This is a genomic window from Jeotgalicoccus halotolerans (genome assembly GCF_003387165.1).
Classification (GTDB): domain Bacteria; phylum Bacillota; class Bacilli; order Staphylococcales; family Salinicoccaceae; genus Jeotgalicoccus; species Jeotgalicoccus halotolerans.
The window spans coordinates 22,442-44,943 of record NZ_QUMW01000015.1 but is presented as its reverse complement, the minus strand read 5'-3'; the positions used below and the strand labels follow the sequence as shown (position 1 = coordinate 44,943).

Here is a 22,502-nt window from a genome sequence, read left to right as displayed (position 1 = left end):
ACTTAAACACAGCGAGGATGATAGAAATGACTTTAAACAGAACACCGGTTCATGTTAACGATGCAGTGGCAAAACTGATGGCAAGAGTCACAGAACTCGGTACAGAAACTGTCAGCTATAAAGAGAGTTACGGCAGAGTGCTCGCGAAAGACTTAACAGCGACGTCGGATGTTCCTTTATTTACGAAATCTGCCATGGACGGTTTCGCAATTCATTCACAATCGTCTCAAGGTGCTTCAGGTGATAACAGAGTACCGTTTAAAGTAGTTGAAGAAGTACCGGCAGGCAGTTCGAGCGATTATGTCTTAAAGGAAAATGAAGCTTTCCGCATTATGACGGGAGCTGAAATTCCAGAGTCGGCGGATACAGTCGTTATGTTCGAACAGACGAAAGAAACTGAAGACGGTTTTACAATCCGGCGTGAGTTTACACCAGGTGAAAATATCGCACAAAAAGGTGAAGAGTGTAAAGTCGGTGATATTATTGTCGAAAAAGGTACGATGATTAACCCGGGTACGGTCGCGACACTTGCTACTTTCGGCTACAGCGAAGTTGAAGTGTTCAAGCAGCCGGCGGTCGGCGTGCTGTCTACAGGAACAGAACTTTTAGAAGTTGAAGATGAACTCGAACGCGGGAAAATCCGCAACTCGAATACACCGATGGTAATGAGTCAGCTGAAACGCATGGGTATCGAAGGCAAGCATTACAAATTAGAAACAGATGACTTCGATACGCTGTATACGCGGATTAAAGCGATGCTCGATGACGTCGACGTGATTATTACAACAGGCGGCGTATCGGTCGGTGATTACGACCTGCTGCCGAAGATCTACGACGAACTCGGCGCTGAAGTCCTTTTCAATAAAGTAGCTATGCGTCCGGGCAGCGTTACAACAGTCAGTATTTTAAACGATAAACTGCTTTTCGGACTCAGCGGCAACCCGTCAGCGTGCTATTCAGGTTTTGAACTGTTTGCCCGGCCTGCGCTGAACTTAATGCAGAGTGCAGCACTGCCGTTTGCACCGCTTATTGATGCGGTGCTTGATGAGGACCACTCGAAGGCTAATCCGTTCTCGCGCTTTATCCGTGCGGAACTGTTTTTTAAAGAAGGCAAAATATATGCACGCCCATCCGGTTTTAACAAATCAAATGCGGTGACATCTATTGCACGGAGCAACGGCGTTATCGTCCTGCCGGGCGGTACGCGCGGCTTTGTTAAAGGCGATGCAGTCAAAGTGATGATGACTGATGTCACGACAGGCGCAGACAATTTTGGGGTGGAGTAGATGAAAACCTTACAGATAGCAGGCTATAAAAATACAGGTAAAACAACGCTCATCCTGGACCTGGTAAATTTATTAAAACAGCACGGCTATACTGTTGCAGTGATTAAACGGCATCATATTACCGAAGACATCCCGAACGATACGGATACCGGCAGATTTTTTGAAGCGGGTGCAGATTATACTGCCTTCAATATGCCGGGACATTCCATTATGACGGAACGTCCCGACAAGCCGCTGACTGTACAGCTGCAGAGATTTCAAACTGAAGGCGTGGATTTCGTACTCGTTGAAGGCTATAAAAAAGAAAACTATTCAAAAATTATACTGACCTATTCGTTTACAGAAGGTGACACGGATATTAATGAAATCGGCCTCACGAATGTGTTAAACCGTTTTGATATGCGTTATGATAAGGATAATGCAGTGAACTGGTTTAAAGAATGGAGCAGTATCGGTAATGAAAATGTTTGAAGTAACAGATAAAGAACTGGATATAAACAAATACCATAAAATGACTGTTAATGAACATCAGGGAGCAGTATGCACCTTTACGGGACATGTCCGCGAATGGACGAAAGGCACGCGCACCGTTCACTTGGAATATGAAGCCTATATTCCGATGGCGGAAAAAATGCTCGCTCAAATCGGCGATGAAATATCGGAACGCTGGCCGGGTGTGATTACAGCCATCGGTCACCGTATCGGCAAGCTTGAAATTTCCGATATCGCAGTGGTTATTGTAACGAGTTCGCCGCACCGTACAGACAGCTACCGGGCGAACGAGTATGCAGTTGAACGGTTAAAAGAGATTGTCCCGATCTGGAAAAAAGAAATTTGGGAAGACGGCGAAAAATGGATTGGCGATTCCCGCAAATATCATCCGAGTGTGGAGGAAAACTAATGGAAATTAAAGTATTTGCAAGTATAAAAGAAAAAATCGGCAGCGACACAATTGACTTGTTTGTCGGCGACTCAATTACTGTCGGTGAATTAAAGAATCATATTTTTATCGACTACCCTGAACTTGACGGCGAAGTATTTCAGGTAGCTAAAAACGAAGCATTTGTTAAAGATGACGAAGTCGTTACATCAGAAGATACTGTGGCGTTAATTCCGCCGGTAAGCGGCGGTTAAATGATCGGGGTAATTTTAGCGGGCGGCAAATCGAGCCGCTTCGGCGAGGATAAAGCCTTGTATATGTTAAATGGCCGTCCGATGTATGAACATGTCGCACAATCGTTGGAAAATGTTCAAGCAATAGACGAGATTGTCATCAACACAAATGATAAACTGAAGACAAGCTTTAAAAATTATAAAGTAATTACCGATGATCCGGAGTATATCGACCACGGGCCGCTCGGCGGATTGTACGCTTCGGCCAAAGAGTATCCGGGACAAGCACTGATGGTGATATCCTGTGATACACCGTATGTTGATTCGGCCTGGCTCGATATTCTTAGTGAAGAAGCAGAGAAGACAGGCGATACGGTAATTACGACTGATAACGACAGAGAGCACCCGCTCATCGGGGTTTATCAGCATGACACTCTGGCTGAACTGTTAAAAGCGCAGCTTGAGACGAAACGGTTAAGTTTAAAAGCGTTTTTCGAGAATCTCGATGTCCAATATTTAAACATCGGGTCTTATAATCTCAATAGTACGACGCTGGTTAATATCAATCGGAAGACTGATATTAAATAAGGAGGAATTACATGGCTCAGGTAGTTACAGATAAATTTGGCCGTCCGATCCGGGACCTCAGAATTTCGGTCACGGATAAATGTAACTTCAGATGCCGATACTGCATGCCGAAAGAAATTTTCGGAGATGATTTTGAATTCTTAAAGCGTGAACAATTGCTTTCCTTTGACGAAATTGAAAGGCTCGCAAGAATTTACGCCAGTCTCGGTGTGAAGAAGTTGCGTCTGACGGGCGGAGAACCGATGATGAGAAAAGACCTTCATGAATTAATTGAACGATTAAACGTGATTGAAGGCATTGAAGATATCGGACTCACAACGAACGGACTGCTTTTGAAGAAACACGGCCAGAAACTGTACGATGCAGGGCTGAGACGTATTAATATCAGCCTCGATGCGATGGATGACGAACTGTTCGGTAAAATTAACGACCGGGGTATTGGCACGTCGCGCATTTTGGAACAGATTGAATATGCAATCGGCCTCGGTTTCCAGATTAAAATCAATATGGTTGTGCAAAAAGGCTTGAACGAGCAGGAAATACTGCCGATGGCACGCTATTTTAAAAACTTGCCTGTGACCTTGCGCTTTATTGAATTTATGGATGTTGGCAACGATAACGGCTGGAACTTCGACAAGGTGGTCAGCAAGAAAGAAATTCTTGAAACCTTGCAGACGGAATTTGATCTCGCCCCGCAGGATCCGGCCTATTACGGTGAAGTGGCGAAAGTTTACAAGCATAACGATGCCGAAGATTCGTACTTAGGATTTATTACGAGTGTATCGGAAAGCTTCTGTTCTACTTGTACGAGAGCAAGACTGTCATCTGACGGCAAGTTTTACGGCTGTCTGTTTGCGGTCGACGGTTTCGATATTAAGACAATGATGCGGGATGGCATCAGTGACGAAGAACTGACAGAAGTATTAATGGGCGTCTGGGACAAACGCGATGACCGTTATTCTGAAATCAGAGCAGAAATTACAGAAGAAAAACGCCGGGAGCGGAAGAAAATCAACATGAGCTATATCGGCGGATAAATTTACAAAAAACGTGAAGGGGTCTCTTCACGTTTTTTGTGTCTGAAGGTGAGACTTTGAAACTGAATTTAAGTTTAAAACGTGCTGTATTGTACAGTTTAATTGCAGCAATCAGCCTTGCATTTTATATAGCTTTCGGCCATCAGTTATCGCGTATACTGGAAAGTATTGTGATGGATAAAGGCCTTAAAATAACAGAACCGCTCATTTATATGAGTGCGTTTTTTGTGCTGTTTATAATCACAGATAAATTTTATAATCTGTATACGCGGATGTCTGCGAATAAATCAATCGAAAGGAAAGCAGATCAGCTGATCGACCGTATAGATGTTAAAACGCAGCGGGAGTCAGAGGGGATGATCAACGCTCTGCTTGTGCACCTGGAGTCCTACCGGCCGTATGAAACATCGTTTACACCGACAGTTATTAAAACAATGATTAAAGTTACGGGCATTATAGCAGTCTTATTTTTTATCGATATCTATGCAGCGGCGATACTGCTGTTTACCGCACCTTTTATCCCGCTGTACTACGTGCTCGTTGGACTGCAGACCCAGCAAGAATCGGTAAAGCAGGCCACGCGTTTTGACAATATCGGCACCTTGTTTTTAAATCTGATCCGCGGCAAGGATACTGTAAAAAATACGCAGTCCAGAAATACAGTGATAAAAAGACTGGAAGAAGATAATAAAGGTTTCGTCAAGGAAACCATGCACATTTTAAAATACGCCTTCCAGTCGACGATGATGCTCGAGTTTATAACGATACTCGGTATCGGTCTTGTCGCCTTGGAAATTGCGCTTCGAATAATTATTTTTGAAAATATTTCATTCTATACCGCATTTTTCGTCCTGCTTTTAGCACCGGAATTCTACAACGCGCTGAAAGTGCTCGGGACGGAATTTCATAACGGAAAGCTCGCACTCGGCAGCTTTGAAAAAGCGAAAGCAATTATTAACAAGCCTAAAATGAATACAGCTTACAGAGGCAAAACAGACAATTATGCAGCAGAAGCTGACAAACTGACAATCAGCCATGGCGAAAAGCTGCTGCTGGACAAAGCTGATTTTAAGTTTGATAAAAGAGGACTCACTGCGATTACAGGCGAGTCTGGAGCTGGTAAAACAACGCTCTTAAGAACTCTCCTCGGACTCCATGAACCGGATTCAGGCACCCTCGATGTGCTGACTGCTGATATCGGCTATGTTTCAGACCAGGTGTATTTTTCTGATACGACGATCTATGACTATGTGTCGGGAGACAGTCATTCAGAAGAGAAAGTGCATGATATTCTCGAACAGTTAAATTTGTCAGAGAGTATCGATAATCTGGAAGAAGGCATTCATACGCCGATTGTTAATCATAATATTCCATTATCCGGCGGGGAAATTGTCCGTTTGAAAATGGCGAGAGTATTAATCGCACGTCCTGACATTATTATTATGGATGAACCGACTGAGTTTCTCGATGCGGAAACAGAGCAGCTCGTGATGGAGTATCTCAGTGAATTAAAAGAAACATCAGCAATTATTGCAGTTATCCACCGCCGTCAGCTGCTCAGCATTGCAGACAGTCATTATGTGCTAAGTAACGGTCACTTGAAAAGAGGTGAAGCGGTATGATGTATTTAAAAGGTGAAAAGATGCATATTTTCTACAGTATCATCCTCGGTATCGTCGGCGGTCTTGTAGGTGTTGCGATATTTGGACTGAGCGGCTACATGATCAGTCTAAGCTTCTTTGAACCGCCGTTCTTCCTTATTATTTTAATTATCGCTGTTATTAAAATGTTCGGTCTGACAAAAGGTGCTGCGAAGTATCTCGAGCGTCTTTTAAGTCATGATGCGACATTTAAAATGATCGGCAGATTAAGAGCGGCCTACTTCAAACAGTCGGTAAACAGCAAGGAAGATACACACAGCGTCCGCTATATTCAAAAGCTGACGAGTTATTTTGATGATATTGAAGATTATTATATCCGCATTATTTATCCTTATATCGTTGCGGTGTTTATCTCGCTTATATTAACGGTGCTGTCGCTGCTGGTTGATCCAAAACTGCTTGTGATTCTGCTCGTGTCGGTCCTGATACTGCTGCTCACTATGCCGCTCATTATAAGCGGTATTTCAGGCAGGCTGTACGATGAGAGAAACAGGGCGGAAGATACGCTGTTTACAGAGCTGTATCATTACATTCATGACTTTACAAATCTGTTTGTCGTGAAAGAAGATAAGAAAATCAGCAGTAATATTAAAACTACCTATAAAAAGATTACGAAAAATGAAAACAGGGAAGCAGCCTTAGATGCGGCAATCGATATCATCAGTCTGTTTATCCAGCTTGGCGTGCTTCTTCTCGTCATTATTATGTTCAGCGGCGATTATCCTTTATTAATCCCGATGATTATCCTGCTCTTGATGAGTTTCTTTGAACTGGCCATTCCGGTCATTAAACCGGCCAGTAAATACAAAGCGGTCAAAGCACGCGTTGAAGCGGTAAGTGATCCGGGTGAAATGATGACGGAGAACAAAGATCAGAAGCTCTCCTTGTCCAATATGTCCTTCCGGTATCCGGAAACCAAACGCGATGTGCTGAGCAATATAAATATTGAAATTAAACCGGGTGAGAAACACGCGCTGATCGGCAGCAGCGGCTCAGGCAAAACAACCCTGCTCAACCAGCTGATTAAGCAGTCGGAAGCGGGAATTATGCCGCAGCATCTGGATTTTTACAATGCCACGGTTAAAGAAAATCTGACGATGTTCAATCATTTTAAAGCAGATGAAGGAGAGCTTAAGGATCTGCTTGAAAAATTTGAGCTGGACCACTTTAAGCCGGACGATTATATTACGTCTGCTGAGTATTTATCGCTTGGTGAGAAAAAACGGATGCACCTGGTCCGTATGCATATCGAAGGTAAAGACGCCTGGATAATGGATGAACCGACAGCCAGTTTAAATACGCGCCTCAGAGATAAAATATGGCAGGAAATATTCCAAAAAGATACGGTGCTTACAGCGACGCACGATCTCAGCCGCCTGGAGCAGTTTGACTATGTTCACTATCTGGAAGGCGGCACGATAACAGAAAGCGGCAGAGTCAAAGAAGTACTTGGGCAGAAAGGGCCGGTAACAGAAGCATACAGACGCTACAAAGATGCTTTGTAAAGAAGTTTTAACATCGGAAATATCCTTATGAAAACGGATTTTTATATGATATAATGTTCTTAATTTAACAAAATTAGTGGAGGTGACGGCTGTTGGGAAGGTGTATCTGAAAAGAACTGCAAAAAATACTGTGTTAACAAATAGCAGATTTATTCATGAACAAACGACCCAAGCGGTCACAAATTATCGGAGGTGAACCCCGCAGGAGGGGAACTGATTGGATATATCCACTATAACTAATTTATTATTATTTACAATATTAATCATACTGACAATGTTGTTCGTAGGATCAGAATTTGCATTTGTTAAAGCACGTATGTCAAGAATACATTCGCTTGTAGAACAAGGTGACAAAAGAGCAATACGTGTAGAGAAAATGATTAATAATCTGGACTATTACTTATCTGCCTGTCAGCTGGGAATTACAGTGACAGCACTAGGATTAGGCTGGATTGGGGAATCAACGTTTGAAGTGATTTTACACCCGCTGTTTGATTTAGTCGGAGTACCGGATGCTGTGCAGACGGTAACGACTGTTGCAGCAGCATTTATTATTGTTACCTTTATCCACGTTGTTGTAGGTGAACTTGCACCGAAAACTGTTGCAATTCAGTACGCTGAAAAAATGGCTCTAGCCTTAAGTGGTCCGCTTTACTTCTTCGGAACAATATTAAAACCATTCATTTGGACGATGAACGGTGCCGCAAGAGGCCTTGTGCGCTTAGTCGGTATTAAAGAAATGCCGACAGAACAGGCGCACTCGGAAGAAGAACTTAAAGTGATTATGACTGAAAGTTACCACAGCGGTGAAATTAACCAGACGGAACTTTCCTATATGCAGAATATATTCTCATTTGACGAACGGACGGCAAAAGACGTTATGGTGCCGCGTACGCAAATGATTACATTAGAAGAACCCGTGACAGTTGACCAGGTCGTAGAGACGATTAAAGAGTACAACTATACAAGATATCCCGTTACAGAAAGTAATGGTGACAAAGATAACATCATCGGCTTCATTAATGTCAGAGAATATTTAACAAATCACGTATCAGATGAAGATGTCGCTGCCGGTGATTATATACATGAGCTGCCGGTGATTACAGAATCAACGCGTATCAGTGATGCACTTGTTAAAATGCAGAGAGAAAGCGTGCATATTGCTTTAATTATCGATGAATACGGCGGCACAGCCGGAATGGTTACCATGGAAGATATACTTGAAGAAATCGTCGGAGAAATTCGTGATGAATTTGATGAAGATGAAGAGCTGGATGTTATTAAAGTCGAGGATAATCTTTACCATATAAACGGGCGGGTACTGCTCGATAATCTAGAAGATGACTTTGGGATTACGTTTGAAGAAAGCGAAGACATCGATACAATCGGCGGCTGGATACAGAGCATCAATACTGATATCGAAGAAGGCGGCTATATCGATACCGCTGAAGACCGGTGGCAGGTACTGGAAATTGAAAACCACTCAATTAAACAGGTCGCATTCTTAAGAGGTTACAATGTAGTTTCTGCTGACGAAGAATCAAAAGAAGCTGCTGAGGAGAATGAAGAAAAATAATATATATTAATGAATCGGGACATTTTGTTCCGATTTTTTGTTTTACGGAGGAGATTTGGCTGAGCTGGTTCTGGTCGGATGAAATCCGCTCATCTGGCCGAAAACCCCAACACAAACCGTCCCCAATAATATGATAAAATAAAATCAAATATGAGGGGTGATGGACCGATGGATACTTTGCTGGATTAGCAGCAGTAATTCTAACATTCACTGTACCGCTGTACGCAATTTACAGGGGATATAATCAGAGCGATAACAAGAGGGAATTAAAGAAAATGAAAGAACAGCGAAGACTTGAAGAAATTAAGCAGGAAAATTACCTGCTGTAGAATGAATCGATGCGGATTGAGCTGGATAGAATCAGTACCGGGACCTTATGTTAAACTGTAACTAAGAAAAATCGGAGGGATGACATGGGCGTATTTGAATTTATATTCTTCACATCTCTTGTACTGGTTGGAGGCGTCGTAAGCATTCCATTATACGCCATGCGGCGGGGATACAATCAGAGTGACGAAAAGCTTGAAATCAAAAAGCTGGTTGAACAGCGCAAGCTTGAGCAGATTAAACAGGATAATTATCTGCTTGAGAATAAAGTGATGGCTCTGGAGCTTGAGAAGATCAAAAAAGAACGCGAGCTGCGGGAACAGAAAGCACTGGAGAATCAAGAAAACTGCCGCTGGCTGATTGAAGACAAGAATGAAGAGGAAATTAAAAAGGGGTAATAACAATGAAGACATTAATTAAAAATGGTCTGATTGTAACGACGGAAAATGAATATAAAGGCGATATTTTAATCGAAGGAACTAAAATAGAAGCGGTCGGCAGAAATTTAAGAGTGGAAGCGGACAAAACAATCGATGCCGAAGGTATGATAATTCTGCCGGGCGGCGTGGACCAGCATGCACATTTCTCTTTTGAATTTATGGGAGAAAGAACGAAAGGCTTTGAAACGACAAATGCAGCGGTCCTTGGCGGTACAACGACAGTAATTGAGTTCGTTAATCAGGAACAGGGCAAAGGTCTTGTTGAAACAGTGGAAGAGTATCGTAAAGAGTGGGTTGAGGGTATTTCTATGGTGGATTACAGTTTCCATCCGGTGATTACAGATCCGACTCCTGAAACGTTTAAGGATATTAAAAATCTGCCTGAAGCGGGCTACCCGTCAGTAAAATTATTTATGGCATATAAGGGCCAGTTCTTTCATTCGGACGATGAAGCAGTAACGAATGCGCTATTAGAAGCGAAAGATGCCGGCGTGACTGTAATGGTGCATGCTGAGAATGCGGATTTAATTGATTTACTGCAAAAGAAAGCAATAGAAAACGGGGAAACGGATCCTTATCACCATGCATTGACACGCCCGCCGATTGTGGAAACGGAAGCAACTGAACGCGCCATTAATCTGGCCCGTTTTGCAGAGGCGCCGATTTATATCGTTCACGTCACGACTGAAGGGGCGGTTAATGCCATTAAGAAAGCGAAAGAGGAAGGACTGCCGGTCTATGGTGAAACGTGTACCCAGTATTTACTGTTCGATAAAGAGTATCTCGCCAAAGAAAACTTCGAAGGTTCGAAATACGTATGTTCACCTGCTTTAAGAGATAAGGCTGACCAGGAATACTTATGGAAGTCACTAAGAGACGGTTCGATTAATGCAGTAAGTTCAGACCACTGCGGCTTTACTTTTGACCAGAAAAAAATGGGGCTCGATGACTTCAGAAAAATTCCGAACGGCACGCCGGGCCTTGAAAACCGTCTGCCGATGCTTTGGACTTACGGTGTCGAAGCGGGAAGAATTACTAAATCTCAATTAGTAGATTACTTTTCGACGATGCCGGCTAAAAACAATGGACTTGATCACAGAAAAGGACACCTTGCACCGGGTTATGATGCAGATATCGTCATTTATAATCCGAATGTTAAGAAAAAAGTTACACTTGAAGACAGCCTGAACGGTCTGGATTATACAGCCTATGAAGGATTCGATCAGGTTGGTGAGTGTGATGCAGTCTTCTTAAGAGGAACACCGGTCGTTAAAGATGGTAAATATATCGGAGAAAAAGGCCAGGGGTCATTTATTAAAGGTACAGCTTTCGGTACAGCGTTCAGCTAATAATGTTTTAAAAAGGGGTAGAACATGACTGAGAATAGTATTTCAATCAATAAAGAACGTTTAATTAAAGATATGGAAGCAATCAACAGTAATACAGCGACACCGGGCAATGGCAGTACGAGGTTTTCTTATTCTGAAGAAGACAGAAAGACGAGAGAGTATTTATCAAGAGAATTCAAAAACTTAAATTTAGCAGTTAAAACAGATGGTGCGGGCAACATCAGAGCGAAATATAATCCGAAAGAGAACGACTCGCCGTCAGTAATGATCGGTTCTCATATTGATACTGTAATGAACGGCGGGGAGTTTGATGGTCTTGCCGGCACTATCGCAGCCTTGGAGGTCATCCGGACAATCAAAGAAAATAAGACAGATATCACGCATCCTGTTGAACTGGTCATATTCTCAGAAGAAGAAGGATCGAACTTCGGCAGCACAACTGTCGGCAGTAAAGTCATGACGGGTAAACTGACTAAAGCGGATTTAAAGACTTTATATAATAGTGAGAAACAATCGGCTTATGAAGTGATGCAAGCGTTCGGTTTTGATGCGGATTCAATCGGAGAAGACCTGCTTCAAAAAGATGAGGTAAAAGCGATGATGGAACTGCATATAGAACAGGGCGGCGTGCTGGAAGAAGAGAGTAAATCTGTGGGTATCGTCCATGCGATTGCGGGAATGAACACTTTCCAAGTAACGTTAAACGGGGTTTCGAATCATGCAGGAACCATGCCAATGCCCGGCCGAAAAGACCCTTTGGTCGGAGCATCCAAGGTAATTATTGCCCTGGAGGAATATGCGCGGACTCAAGTGAATGAGACAACTGTCGCGACAGTAGGCAAGCTGGAATGCAGTCCATCTGGTTCCAACGTTATTAATAAGACGGTGACATTTAATGTGGATATACGTGATATCGAACAGAGCGGGATTGATCAGGTTTCGAATTATTTAAAAGAAAAAGTAAAAGAAACCGCAGAAACACAGCAGCTGGAATACGAAATAGATTTAATAGGGACATCAGCACCGGCGAGATTATCTGACACTGTAATAGATACGCTGGTAGCCAAAGCGGAAAAACAAGGGATGAATTACTTAAAGCTGCACAGCGGAGCAGTGCATGACACGATGATGCTGGCAGATGTGACAGATGTTGCGATGATATTTGTGCCGAGTAAAAACGGCATCAGCCACAGTCCGGATGAGTATACGTCTTATGAGGATATTGAAGACGGCGCGAATTTAATGCTTGAAGCGGTGATTGAGCTGGCTCAGTAAAAAATAATACCTTTCGGGGTATTATTTTTTTACTCAAACAACGACTATGTAAAATTTTTTAAGTAATGACATAATAATAAGATGCTGTAAAAGGAGGATACTTTAATGAAAAAACTTTGGTTCATGCCGTTTCTTATACTGCTACTTATAATGACAGCCTGTTCAAATGACACTGAAAATAATGAAACAGCGAGCGAAGAAAGCAGTGAAGAAAGCAGTGAAGAAAAGAATATTGAGAACAGAGAGAAAGATGATGCTGACACGGCAGATACAGAGAATCAGGAAGAAAGTGAAGCAGGACAATCAGAAGAAGAATCAGAGCCTGCCGATGACACAGAAGAAGACAAGACAGGGGAACAAACAGCTGCAGATCAAGCGGACCAGTCAGATTCATCCTCGGACTTAATGTTTGATCTAAACTCACCGGAAGTTCAGGCGCAGCTGCTTGGAACGAGTGCTGGAAATGATGAAGGCACTTTTGAACAGGACTTTATCACTGAAGGCATGACGCAAACAGAAGTGGAAGAGCTATATGGTCCTTATGAATTTACATTTTATACAGGCGGTGCATCACCTGCATTTCACGGCAACTTAGGTGTTGTGTACAGTGAACGTGCACCGTATGGACCTGGTGATGATGGTTCAGACAGCAGCATCAATCCGGATGAGAACTATGTGGAATATGTGTGGTATTTTGCACATATTACTGAAGAAGAGTTGATAAATGCCCTGGGTCAACCTGATCAATATGATGACGGCAGCCGGTCGATGAATGGTTTGCCGCATTACGTATATGAGGGTGAAGGAGAAGATGGCAGGTATTTTATTACCGGCGCAAGTACTTATAACTCTCCGGAAGGTGAACGTATTGGATTGATCAAACGGGAGATTTTTGATGAAGATCCAAAAGAGCAGGCTTCATCCGATAATGGAGAACGTTATTTTGAGGACTATTATACAGAAGGATTCCCTATAGAATTGACAGAAGAAGATGATTATTTCACTTATGACACGTTAAGAAATTTTATTTTCAAAACGTATTTAGACAGTTTGGCTGATTATTACAATGACGAAAATGATGATGTGCTTTCTATTCTGGAAGGAAATGCACTGGATAAAATTCAGTTTAATAAAGCATCCGGAAACTTTGCAGATCATCAAAACTATCCGGGAACAACAGTTTCTGTTCAGCAGATTTCAGAGAGAGAATATCAGATTACTGTAAACAGAACATATTCACATGCAACATCGAATGGACAGGAAACTAGCCAGGTAACCTATACTGTCCTCGATACTAATGGCATGTTGAAAATAACTGATTATGAGTAAGTACAATATTTATAAAAGATACCCGCAGAGTACAAAAACTTCTTTACGCTCTGCGGGTATGCTGTGATTGTGTACACAAATATAACTTTACCTCACAAAGAGGCGCAGTTTTGATGGATTTTTTAAGTAAATGAGCACAATCGCTGCAGCTATAATTGTTAAACTGATAATAAACAGTTATAATTTTTTACTTTAGAAAATTAAAGGACTGTACAATCTCGTCATAGTTTCTTTCTAACTAACCACTTCAACAATGAATTAATCGCCTTCTCTAATAAGCTGTATAGCTTATTGAAATACAACTCTCTCAGATATATTTTTTTCTAGTAACTTCTCAGTAAATATTTTTTCTGAACAAAATTTTTTAAACACTTCAATCTGCCTATTGAGATTCTGATCCAGTGTAGAAACACGAGCATATGAAACTTTCATTAAATCAATCCTTTTTTCTAACACTTAATTTACACCCTAATCATACAGCGTGAAGCTAATCATATCAATACATATATAATGTCTATTGAGGGTCTAATCTAATCAAACAAAAATTTAAGAGAGAAGTCATATCTACAAGTTTTTTAACCAGAAGATTATTTTGATCTATTTCAAAAATTTTCAAACCGTTCTTAAAAGTGTATTTTTATAACCGTATGATAAAAGAGAAATTTTAGTCGCTTACTTCGTTTCAAGATATTACTGATACAATAAGGTTAAAAATCGGTACGTTTAACGGAACAAGTGTAGGTATTATAATAAACGTTTTTGATTTTGATGAAAAATAAGCTGTTCAATTTTTGATTGAACAGCTTTACCTAGTTATCCTTACTTTTATTCTTTTACCCTCAAAAGGCGGAGAGCATTCAGTATTACAATAATAGCAGCTCCTGTATCACTTAATACGGCCATTCATAGTGTAAGTATTCCCAAGAATATCAGAACAAATGCCGCCAACTTTATTGTGATGGAAAACCAGGTACGGTTGGGAAAATCCCCTTCCTGCGATTACCGTTCACAAACGCCCAAAAAGAGCAACTGGCCCTTTTAGCTCTGGGACTGTCTTGGCATAGAGAAGGTAAAACCTTTCCCACTTAAAAGAACGGAAAAAGACGCTCTGTCCTGGCATTATCTTTGGCTCGACGCTTGCCCCCATACGGATATTAATCGTTTCGAAACTTTTAATACAGTCAATGTAACTTTTGAATGTAAACTGGCTGCCTTAAGTCACTGTTTATGATTTTATGCTTCCCATGCTCTTTAATTGCTTATTTGACCGCCCGTATGATAAAAACGGTATGCAAGGCATTGTTTTTACTCATAACATCTTTATTAGATTGCTCTGTTTTTTAGTGTCCAATGTTATGGGAACATTGTAGAATCCACACTTCAAAGTTCATTCATGTCAATCGATTCGTTCATTATTTAGATCTTAATAATCGAAGTCCATTTAGTATAACAACTAAAGTACTTCCTTCATGAACAATTACACTGATTGTAATATCAGTTAATCCTAACAAACTAACGACAACTAAAAAGGCAACAACTGCCATTGAAAAAATAATATTTTGCCTAATAACACGACCCATATTTGAGGAAATTTTATGAGACTGTACTAATTTAGATAAATTGTTCTGCATTAAAACCAAATCAGATACTTCTACTGCCACATCAGTACCGCCCCCCATAGCTATACCAACATCAGCATTAACAAGGGCCGGTGCATCGTTCACACCATCTCCGACCATGGCAGTAACTCCAAATTTTTCTTTTTGTTCTTCTATAATTCTGGATTTATCTTCAGGCATTACATTAGCGATAACTTCGTCTATTCCCAATTGTTCGCCTACAGCTTTTCCCGTCATTTCCGAATCACCAGTAATTAAAGTCGTGTGGATACCAAGTTTCTTAAAGTAATTAATTGTTTCTTTAGCATGCTCATTCGGAATATCCATTAGAGCTATAAGCCCAATAACTTCTTCATTTTCTGCTACGTATACAACCGTCTTTCCTTCTGATGCCCAATCATGATTGAACTGGGTATACTCTTCAGAAACACTTTCAAAAGAAGTAGGCTTACCAATACGATAATTTTTTCCATTATAATCTCCTGTCAGACCTTTTCCAATTTGATTAGTAACTTCGATGCCTATTTTATTTTTAACTTCAAATTTTTCTAAAATAGCATTAGCGAGTGGGTGATTGGATTCCTTTTCAAGGGCGACTATAATATCAATAATATTTTCTTCGTTCACAGAATGAGTGAAATAGTAATTTGTTACTTTAGGTTCTCCGTTCGTAAGGGTTCCTGTTTTATCGAAGGCAATTGCATCTATATCCGCTAATTGTGATAGGTAAGTACTTCCTTTTGAAAGCACGCCTTTTTTAGCTAGGTTAGATGTTGTAGATAATGTTACAGATACAGTAGCTGCTGCCAAAGCACACGGTGAAGCTGCGACTAAAAGCACTAATCCCCTGTAAACACTTTGCGACCATGTCCAATCAAATAAAAAAGGAGCAAGTAACATTACTAATGGTATTGCGATTAAAACGATATTAACATATTTAGGCTCGAATTTTTGAATGATACTGGCAGCTTTTGTTTGATTATCTTGGTTTTGACTAACTAATTGTAAAATTTTAGAGAATACAGTATCCTTGTTTTCCTTAGTGACTTCCATAGTAAAAGTACCTGTTCCATTAATCGTACTTCCAAAAACTTCGTCACCCTTAGACTTCTCTTTCGCTATACTTTCCCCATTAATAGAAGATTCATCAATTGAGGTAGTACCCGATAAAATAATTCCATCAATTGGAACTTGATCACCGTTCAGCACTTGGAGTTGATCTCCAACTTTTAATTCACTGACATCAACAATTTTTGTGTTTCCATCAGGTAGAATTAATTTAGCTGTCGTTGGGTTCATTTCGAGTAGCTTAGTAATTTCTCTTTTACTTCTTCCTTCAGCGTAATCTTCAAGAAAATGAGCGCCGGAAAAAATAAGTATCAAAAGGGTTCCTTCCCAAAAACTCCCTATCAGAGAAGCCCCGATTGCAGCTAATCCCATTAGAATATGAGAATTAGGAGTGAATTTCCCCTTTAATTTAGTATTTTCAACTGTCTCTCCAATTCCTTCGAGAAGAATTACATGGTAGCCGGCTGTGATTGTGGCAAATGAAAATAAGATGTTTTGTATTAATAAATTTTCATCGCTTAAAAAAAGCCCAATTATAGCCAACACTAAGCCAATAAAATATGAAATAATTGGCATTTTTCCGTGGGTATGATCGTGGCTATGACTTTCGTGTGCTTGTTGCTCTTGAATATTTTTCATTTCTATCACCTTTCTAAATAAATATGATATATCGGGTTCCAATATATTCGCAGTAAGCTTAACTAAACCAGGACGTTAATTGACCACATCCAAACTTTTTGTTCCAATAATACATCCTATGAATTTATCAACCGTATTCACTAACCCTCTCTGCTACACCCATCTCACTTTCTTTCGAGATATCATACAACGCTTTCCATTCTGTTTTTTGTTTTCCATATCCATTGCAAAACCCTCTTTTCATACGCTTATAATCTATATTGTTATATAATCATATAACAATATTAATGACGTAAATTACTATTAACACTCATTACTGGTTTACGGAATACTAGTTATGATAGGCGTGATCGATCGCCTGTTTTAGCATATTCATAGTATGTTCATCATTATGGGAGTAAAACAACGTTGTGCCTTCCCTTCGGAATTTTACTAACCGTAAATTTTTCAAGAACCGCAATTGATGGGAAACTGTTGATTGTCTAAGATGTAGCGTTTCAGCAATACCGTTTACCGAATACTCCTTATAAAAGAGCGAATGGAGAATCCGGATTCTCGTAGGATCACCTAACGCTTTAAATGTTTGCGATACGACAAATAATGTTTCATCATCTAAGTCCTTATTATTTACTTCCTCAAATTCTTTTTTTTCTTCCATTATTTTTCCCTCACTTTAGGTTTCAAGTCCAAATCTTATATAATAATCACTATTTATCTACATATATTAATATATGTTCATATATATGATATTATCATCTGAATAAAGAGTCAAATAATATTTAATATGAATTCATATATTTTGTTTTGATTTTTTAGCGTAAAATAAACAAAGCATTTTTAAGGAGAGTAGTGGGATGAGTGCAGTATGGATGATCCGGCATTCGCTTCTGCATTTTGAATTGGTGTGGCGGTGGACTCGCTTGGATAATGAAAGGTTTTCAAAGTGGTCATGGCTTCATTTATTCATTATGTGCAGGCCTTATAATTGGTTTATTATTTTTTGAAATGATTCCAGAAAGTATTGAATTAGGCGGGTGGGTAATTTAAATCGGTGGAATAGCAATAGGCTTAGTATTATTCCAATCCATTCATCTATTAATAGATAAAATTACAATTATCACTAATAGTCATCAAAAAGATATTTTCGTTCGATCGGGAGTACTTTTAACTACCAGTATAGCAATTCATAATTTCCCTGTTGGCATCGCGATTGGATCAACAATTGGAACAAGTATGGGAAATTTCATGTTGACCACCTTATTTCTACATAACATACCTGAAGGAATAATTATTTTTAGCTGCGTTCGGTATGCTTACTTGGATACTGTTCGCAATAATTTTAGCAATCCATATCACGACAGGGTAATTATTCAGTCAATTGTTCGAGATTGGAAAATCATCTTTCATTGCATTATTTTCCTTAGCGTATGTTTTCCGTGTTTTGTTGGTAGGGCCCTTTATTATTCAAACATCTGCTTGAATAAAGAAAAATAAGATGATACACTATATTCAAACAAATATTTGAATGATGAGGTGTATGTATGAATAAGAAAGAAACATGTGAAGTTTTTTGTTATGACGAAGAAAAGGTTAACCGGATGCAAGAGAATTTACAAACTGTCGATATTGCCGGTATATCACAGATGCTTAAGGCTATTGCCGATGTGAATAGGGCAAAAATCACCTATTCCTTATGCAAGGAAGAGGAATTATGCGTCTGTGATATCGCAAATATACTCGGTGTGACTGTAGCAAATGCATCTCATCATTTACGCACGCTCTACAAAGAAGGCATCGTTACATTCAGGAAAGAAGGGAAACTCGCGTTCTATTCACTGGAAGATCAGCATATTAAAGAAATCATGACGATTGCATTAATACATAGGAAAGAAGTGATAACCAATGTCTGAAGGGATTGCAGAGCTGACTGAAGAAGAAAAAAAAGTTTACCGTGTTCAGGGGTTTTCCTGTGCGAACTGTGCAGGGAAATTTGAGCGCAATGTGAAGAAACTACCTGAAGTTCAAGATGCGAAGGTGAATTTTGGCGCATCAAAAATTTCTGTATATGGTTCTGCAACGGTTGAGGAACTGGAAGAAGCAGGAGCATTTGAAAATCTCAAAGTGGTGCCTGAAAAGTCTAGTCGTCAAGCGCAACCAGAAGTTAATAAAGAAAAAAATGTTTACCGTGTTCAGGGATTTTCCTGTGCAAATTGTGCTGGCACATTTGAGAACAATGTGAAGAAACTACCTGAAGTTCAAGATGCGAAGGTGAATTTTGGCGCATCAAAAATTTCTGTATATGGTTCTGCAACGGTTGAGGAACTGGAAGAAGCAGGAGCATTTGAAAATCTCAAAGTGGTGCCTGAAAAGTCTAGTCGTCAAGCGCAACCAGAAGTTAATAAAGAAAAAAATGTTTACCGTGTTCAGGGATTTTCCTGTGCAAATTGTGCTGGCACATTTGAGAACAATGTGAAGAAACTACCTGAAGTTCAAGATGCGAAGGTGAATTTTGGCGCATCAAAAATTTCTGTATATGGTTCTGCAACGGTTGAGGAACTGGAAGAAGCAGGGGCGTTTGAAAACCTCAAAGTGGTGCCTGAGAAATCCCGGGAAGAAAGTGGACAAGACAAAAAAGAAAAGGAAGTAACCATTCCATTTTATAAAAAGCACAGCACTCTGCTCTATTCGCTACTGTTTATCGCTTTTGGCTTCATTTCAATGTTGGTGAATGGTGATGACAATATTCTTACACCACTGCTATTCATCACTTCCATGATTGTCGGAGGGGCTTCAATGCTGAAAACGGGTCTCCAGAATTTAGTCCGGTTTGAATTTGATATGCGAACCCTGATGACAGTCGCAGTGATTGGCGGTGTCATCATCGGAGAATGGGCCGAGGTCGCCATTGTTGTCATCTTGTTTGCCATCAGCGAAGCGTTAGAGCGTTTCTCGATGGATCGAGCAAGGCAATCCATCAGTTCATTGATGGATATTGCTCCTAAAGAGGCACTTGTCAGACGCAACGGAAAGGAAATGACAGTGCACGTCAATGATATTGCTGTGGGCGATATTATGATTGTTAAGCCTGGACAGAAAATTGCTATGGACGGCGTAATTGTCAATGGCTACTCTGCAATCAACCAGGCAGCAATCACAGGTGAATCAGTGCCGGTTGAAAAATCGATCGATGATGAAGTATTTGCAGGGACACTGAACGAAGAAGGCTTACTGGAAGTTAAAATCACTAAATTGGTTGAAGATACGACCATTGCCAAAATCATTCATCTGGTGGAAGAAGCACAAGGTGAGCGTGCTCCTGCCCAGGCATTCGTTGATAAATTTGCAAAATATTATACGCCTGCCATTATGGGTGTCGCAGTGCTGGTTGCGATTGTACCCCCGTTATTTTTCGGTGCGAGTTGGTCCACTTGGGTGTATCAAGGGTTAGCGGTTCTCGTTGTAGGTTGTCCATGTGCATTGGTAATTTCCACGCCGATAGCGATTGTTTCAGCAATCGGAAATGCTGCCAAGAAGGGAGTCCTTATAAAAGGCGGGGTCTACCTCGAAGAAATGGGTGGATTAAAGGCCATTGCATTTGATAAGACCGGCACACTCACAAAGGGCGTCCCGGTTGTAACCGATTATCGTTTAATCGACAATGCAATTGATGAAAAGGAAATGCTGGCAGTCATCACAGCATTGGAAGATCGTTCCCAGCATCCATTGGCATCCGCGATTATAAAGAAGGCAGACAGTTATAACCTTCCTTATTCTGATATTTTTGTCGAAGACTTTTCTTCCATTACAGGCAAAGGGATACGGGGCAAAATCAATAATGAAATGTATTACGTTGGCAGCCCGGCATTATTTGAAGAGATAGAGGCAGCTAATTTCAATGATTCAATTAAAAGTGATGTCAAAACACTTCAAGAACAAGGTAAGACCGTTATGGTTGCAGGAACGAAAAATACAGTTCAGGCAATCATTGCAGTCGCGGATGAAGTCCGCGAATCAAGTAAAGCGGTAATCCAGAAGCTGCATCAGGCAGGCATCGAAAAAACAGTCATGCTTACGGGGGATAATCATAGTACTGCCCGTGCGATTGGTTCACATGTCGGTGTCACAGATATTCAATCTGAATTACTCCCGCAGGATAAACTAGACGTAATCAAGCAACTAAAAACTGATTATCGTCATGTAGGCATGGTCGGCGATGGGGTCAATGACGCCCCGGCGCTGGCAGCTTCCACCGTTGGTATCGCTATGGGTGGCGCCGGTACAGATACCGCTCTTGAAACAGCGGATGTCGCTTTAATGGGCGATGACCTGAGGAAACTGCCCTTTACCATCAAACTTAGCCGTAAAACATTGAACATCATCAAAGCGAATATCGCTTTTGCCATTGGAATCAAACTGATTGCTCTATTGTTGGTCATCCCAGGATGGCTGACACTATGGATTGCGATTCTCTCGGACATGGGTGCCACTTTAGTGGTGGCCTTGAATGGTTTGAGGCTTATGCGTGTGAAGGAAGATGAATTAAGCTTGGGTTCTTCCCAGATAAGTAAAAGTACTGATGTCGAAATATTGGAGTTGGAAAAATGATTATAACGGCATTTACAGCTGCTGCCATCTATGTAGCGACAGGAATCGACTATCTCGTCATATTGATTCTTCTGTTTTCGCAAATCAAAAAGAGTAATCAAATAAAACATATCTGGATTGGACAATATATTGGGACAGTCATTATTATACTCGCGAGTCTTCTGGTGTCATTGGGCGTTGCTAATCTAGTTCCCCAACAATGGATGATCGGACTGCTTGGACTGCTGCCGCTTTACCTGGGTATAAAAATATGGATTCAAGGTGAAGAAGACGAAGATGAAGGCAACATTCTCTCCCTTTTCTCTTCAGGCAGATTCAATCAATTATTCATAACGGTCACTTTCATTGTACTGGCTTCCAGTGCGGATGATTTCGCTATCTATATACCGTACTTTACGACTTTAAATATGATGGAAATCATTATTGCCGTCATTGTTTTCATGATCATGGTTGGTGTTCTATGTCTAATCAGCTATCGATTGGCTTCCTTGAATTTTGTTTCAGATAAAATCGAAAAATATGAACGTTGGATCGTTCCAATCGTCTTTATAGGATTAGGAATTTATATCCTATTTGAAAATGGCACATTCAACGCTCTGTTCTCATTCCTATTTTAATAGAAAATTTTATAAGCCGATATCTCTCTTTTAATGTGAGATATCGGCTTAATTTTAGTGCAAAATATCACTTAAATAAGTGCAAAATAAAGTCAAAAGTCACACCCAGATTTAAGACAAAGGTCTGCTAAACTTTAATCACCGATTCACATCCGGTTACCCCTTCTGTCACTTTCGTAATTATTCTGCACTAATTCAGACGATAATTTGCATTATAATTAAAGAACCCAGCTTGTCTTCGTAAGAAGACAAGCTGGGTTCTAAAGTAGTATGTGCAAAATAGTATTTAAAATATATGCAATTCATCGGTGAAAGAGACACTCTAGTGTTGTCTATTTAGGATCTACCCTAGTCAACCAAAAATTAAGAGAGAAAAATATCTGCAAATTGTTTAACCAGAAGATTAATTTTCTTATTATAAATGAAAAACATTCATAAATTTATATGCAAAGTATTAATTTTTCGTAA

General features: G+C 40.4%; 19 protein-coding genes. 16 read left to right on the top strand and 3 right to left on the bottom strand.

The window, feature by feature from the left end; genetic code table 11:
* The first annotated feature begins 26 nt into the window (after positions 1–26).
* The 13 genes from DFR63_RS10255 to DFR63_RS10195 all read left to right on the top strand — a co-directional run bounded on the left by DFR63_RS10255 (position 27) and on the right by DFR63_RS10195 (position 13,486).
* Positions 27–1,286 carry a molybdopterin molybdotransferase MoeA gene (locus tag DFR63_RS10255; protein WP_115885855.1) on the top strand — a complete coding sequence of 420 codons (1,260 nt, stop codon included), beginning with the start codon at positions 27–29 and terminating at the stop codon, positions 1,284–1,286.
* Positions 1,287–1,757: a molybdopterin-guanine dinucleotide biosynthesis protein B gene (gene mobB, locus DFR63_RS10250; protein WP_115885854.1), complete on the top strand. Its 471-nt coding sequence runs from the start codon at positions 1,287–1,289 to the stop codon at positions 1,755–1,757. It abuts the gene before it with no gap.
* A complete protein-coding gene (locus DFR63_RS10245) occupies positions 1,744–2,187 on the top strand; it encodes a molybdenum cofactor biosynthesis protein MoaE (RefSeq protein WP_115885853.1) in 444 nt (147 codons plus the stop codon). Before mobB ends, DFR63_RS10245 begins: the two co-directional genes overlap by 14 nt.
* Positions 2,187–2,420: a MoaD/ThiS family protein gene (locus DFR63_RS10240; protein ID WP_115885852.1), complete on the top strand. Its 234-nt coding sequence runs from the start codon at positions 2,187–2,189 to the stop codon at positions 2,418–2,420. Before DFR63_RS10245 ends, DFR63_RS10240 begins: the two co-directional genes overlap by 1 nt.
* Positions 2,421–2,987 carry a molybdenum cofactor guanylyltransferase gene (gene mobA, locus DFR63_RS10235; RefSeq protein ID WP_115885851.1) on the top strand — a complete coding sequence of 189 codons (567 nt, stop codon included), beginning with the start codon at positions 2,421–2,423 and terminating at the stop codon, positions 2,985–2,987.
* Positions 2,988–2,998: 11 nt separating this feature from the next.
* Positions 2,999–4,024: a GTP 3',8-cyclase MoaA gene (moaA, locus tag DFR63_RS10230; RefSeq protein WP_115885850.1), complete on the top strand. Its 1,026-nt coding sequence runs from the start codon at positions 2,999–3,001 to the stop codon at positions 4,022–4,024.
* A 56-nt stretch (positions 4,025–4,080) separates the two neighbouring features.
* A complete protein-coding gene (locus DFR63_RS10225; protein WP_115885849.1) occupies positions 4,081–5,646 on the top strand; it encodes an ATP-binding cassette domain-containing protein in 1,566 nt (521 codons plus the stop codon).
* Positions 5,643–7,190: an ATP-binding cassette domain-containing protein gene (locus DFR63_RS10220; RefSeq protein WP_115885848.1), complete on the top strand. Its 1,548-nt coding sequence runs from the start codon at positions 5,643–5,645 to the stop codon at positions 7,188–7,190. The genes DFR63_RS10225 and DFR63_RS10220 overlap by 4 nt, the downstream gene beginning before the upstream one ends.
* A gap of 217 nt (positions 7,191–7,407) precedes the next feature.
* Positions 7,408–8,766, top strand: coding sequence for a hemolysin family protein (locus tag DFR63_RS10215; protein ID WP_115885847.1), 1,359 nt, complete (start codon positions 7,408–7,410; stop codon positions 8,764–8,766).
* A 413-nt stretch (positions 8,767–9,179) separates the two neighbouring features.
* Positions 9,180–9,491, top strand: coding sequence for a hypothetical protein (locus tag DFR63_RS10210; RefSeq protein ID WP_115885846.1), 312 nt, complete (start codon positions 9,180–9,182; stop codon positions 9,489–9,491).
* 5 nt (positions 9,492–9,496) lie between these two features.
* A complete protein-coding gene (gene hydA, locus DFR63_RS10205; protein ID WP_115885845.1) occupies positions 9,497–10,882 on the top strand; it encodes a dihydropyrimidinase in 1,386 nt (461 codons plus the stop codon).
* 24 nt (positions 10,883–10,906) lie between these two features.
* On the top strand, positions 10,907–12,157 hold the full coding sequence (locus tag DFR63_RS10200; RefSeq protein WP_115885844.1) for a Zn-dependent hydrolase: 1,251 nt from the start codon (positions 10,907–10,909) through the stop codon (positions 12,155–12,157).
* A 105-nt stretch (positions 12,158–12,262) separates the two neighbouring features.
* Positions 12,263–13,486, top strand: coding sequence for a hypothetical protein (locus tag DFR63_RS10195; protein WP_115885843.1), 1,224 nt, complete (start codon positions 12,263–12,265; stop codon positions 13,484–13,486).
* A 288-nt stretch (positions 13,487–13,774) separates the two neighbouring features.
* On the opposite strand, the gene DFR63_RS12085 is transcribed toward DFR63_RS10195, so the two are convergent.
* The 3 genes from DFR63_RS12085 to DFR63_RS10175 all read right to left on the bottom strand — a co-directional run bounded on the left by DFR63_RS12085 (position 13,775) and on the right by DFR63_RS10175 (position 17,470).
* Positions 13,775–13,918: a recombinase family protein gene (locus tag DFR63_RS12085; RefSeq protein WP_415708195.1), complete on the bottom strand. Its 144-nt coding sequence runs from the start codon at positions 13,916–13,918 to the stop codon at positions 13,775–13,777.
* 980 nt (positions 13,919–14,898) lie between these two features.
* Positions 14,899–16,812, bottom strand: a complete 1,914-nt coding sequence (locus DFR63_RS10185; RefSeq protein WP_026858752.1) for a heavy metal translocating P-type ATPase — start codon at positions 16,810–16,812, stop codon at positions 14,899–14,901.
* A 331-nt stretch (positions 16,813–17,143) separates the two neighbouring features.
* The gene (locus DFR63_RS10175; protein WP_026858751.1) at positions 17,144–17,470 is read right to left on the bottom strand and encodes an ArsR/SmtB family transcription factor; all 327 of its coding nucleotides are present in this window, start codon (positions 17,468–17,470) and stop codon (positions 17,144–17,146) included.
* A gap of 883 nt (positions 17,471–18,353) precedes the next feature.
* On the opposite strand from DFR63_RS10175, the gene DFR63_RS10165 reads away from it, so the two are divergent.
* From DFR63_RS10165 to DFR63_RS10155, 3 genes are read left to right on the top strand one after another with little or no spacing between them, the layout of a single operon-like run.
* Entirely contained in the window at positions 18,354–18,722 is a 369-nt protein-coding gene (locus DFR63_RS10165) for an ArsR/SmtB family transcription factor (protein ID WP_052256044.1), read from the top strand.
* Positions 18,715–21,417: a heavy metal translocating P-type ATPase gene (locus tag DFR63_RS10160; RefSeq protein ID WP_115885840.1), complete on the top strand. Its 2,703-nt coding sequence runs from the start codon at positions 18,715–18,717 to the stop codon at positions 21,415–21,417. The genes DFR63_RS10165 and DFR63_RS10160 overlap by 8 nt, the downstream gene beginning before the upstream one ends.
* Positions 21,414–22,034, top strand: a complete 621-nt coding sequence (locus DFR63_RS10155; RefSeq protein ID WP_026858749.1) for a CadD family cadmium resistance transporter — start codon at positions 21,414–21,416, stop codon at positions 22,032–22,034. The genes DFR63_RS10160 and DFR63_RS10155 overlap by 4 nt, the downstream gene beginning before the upstream one ends.
* Positions 22,035–22,502: the final 468 nt, after the last annotated feature.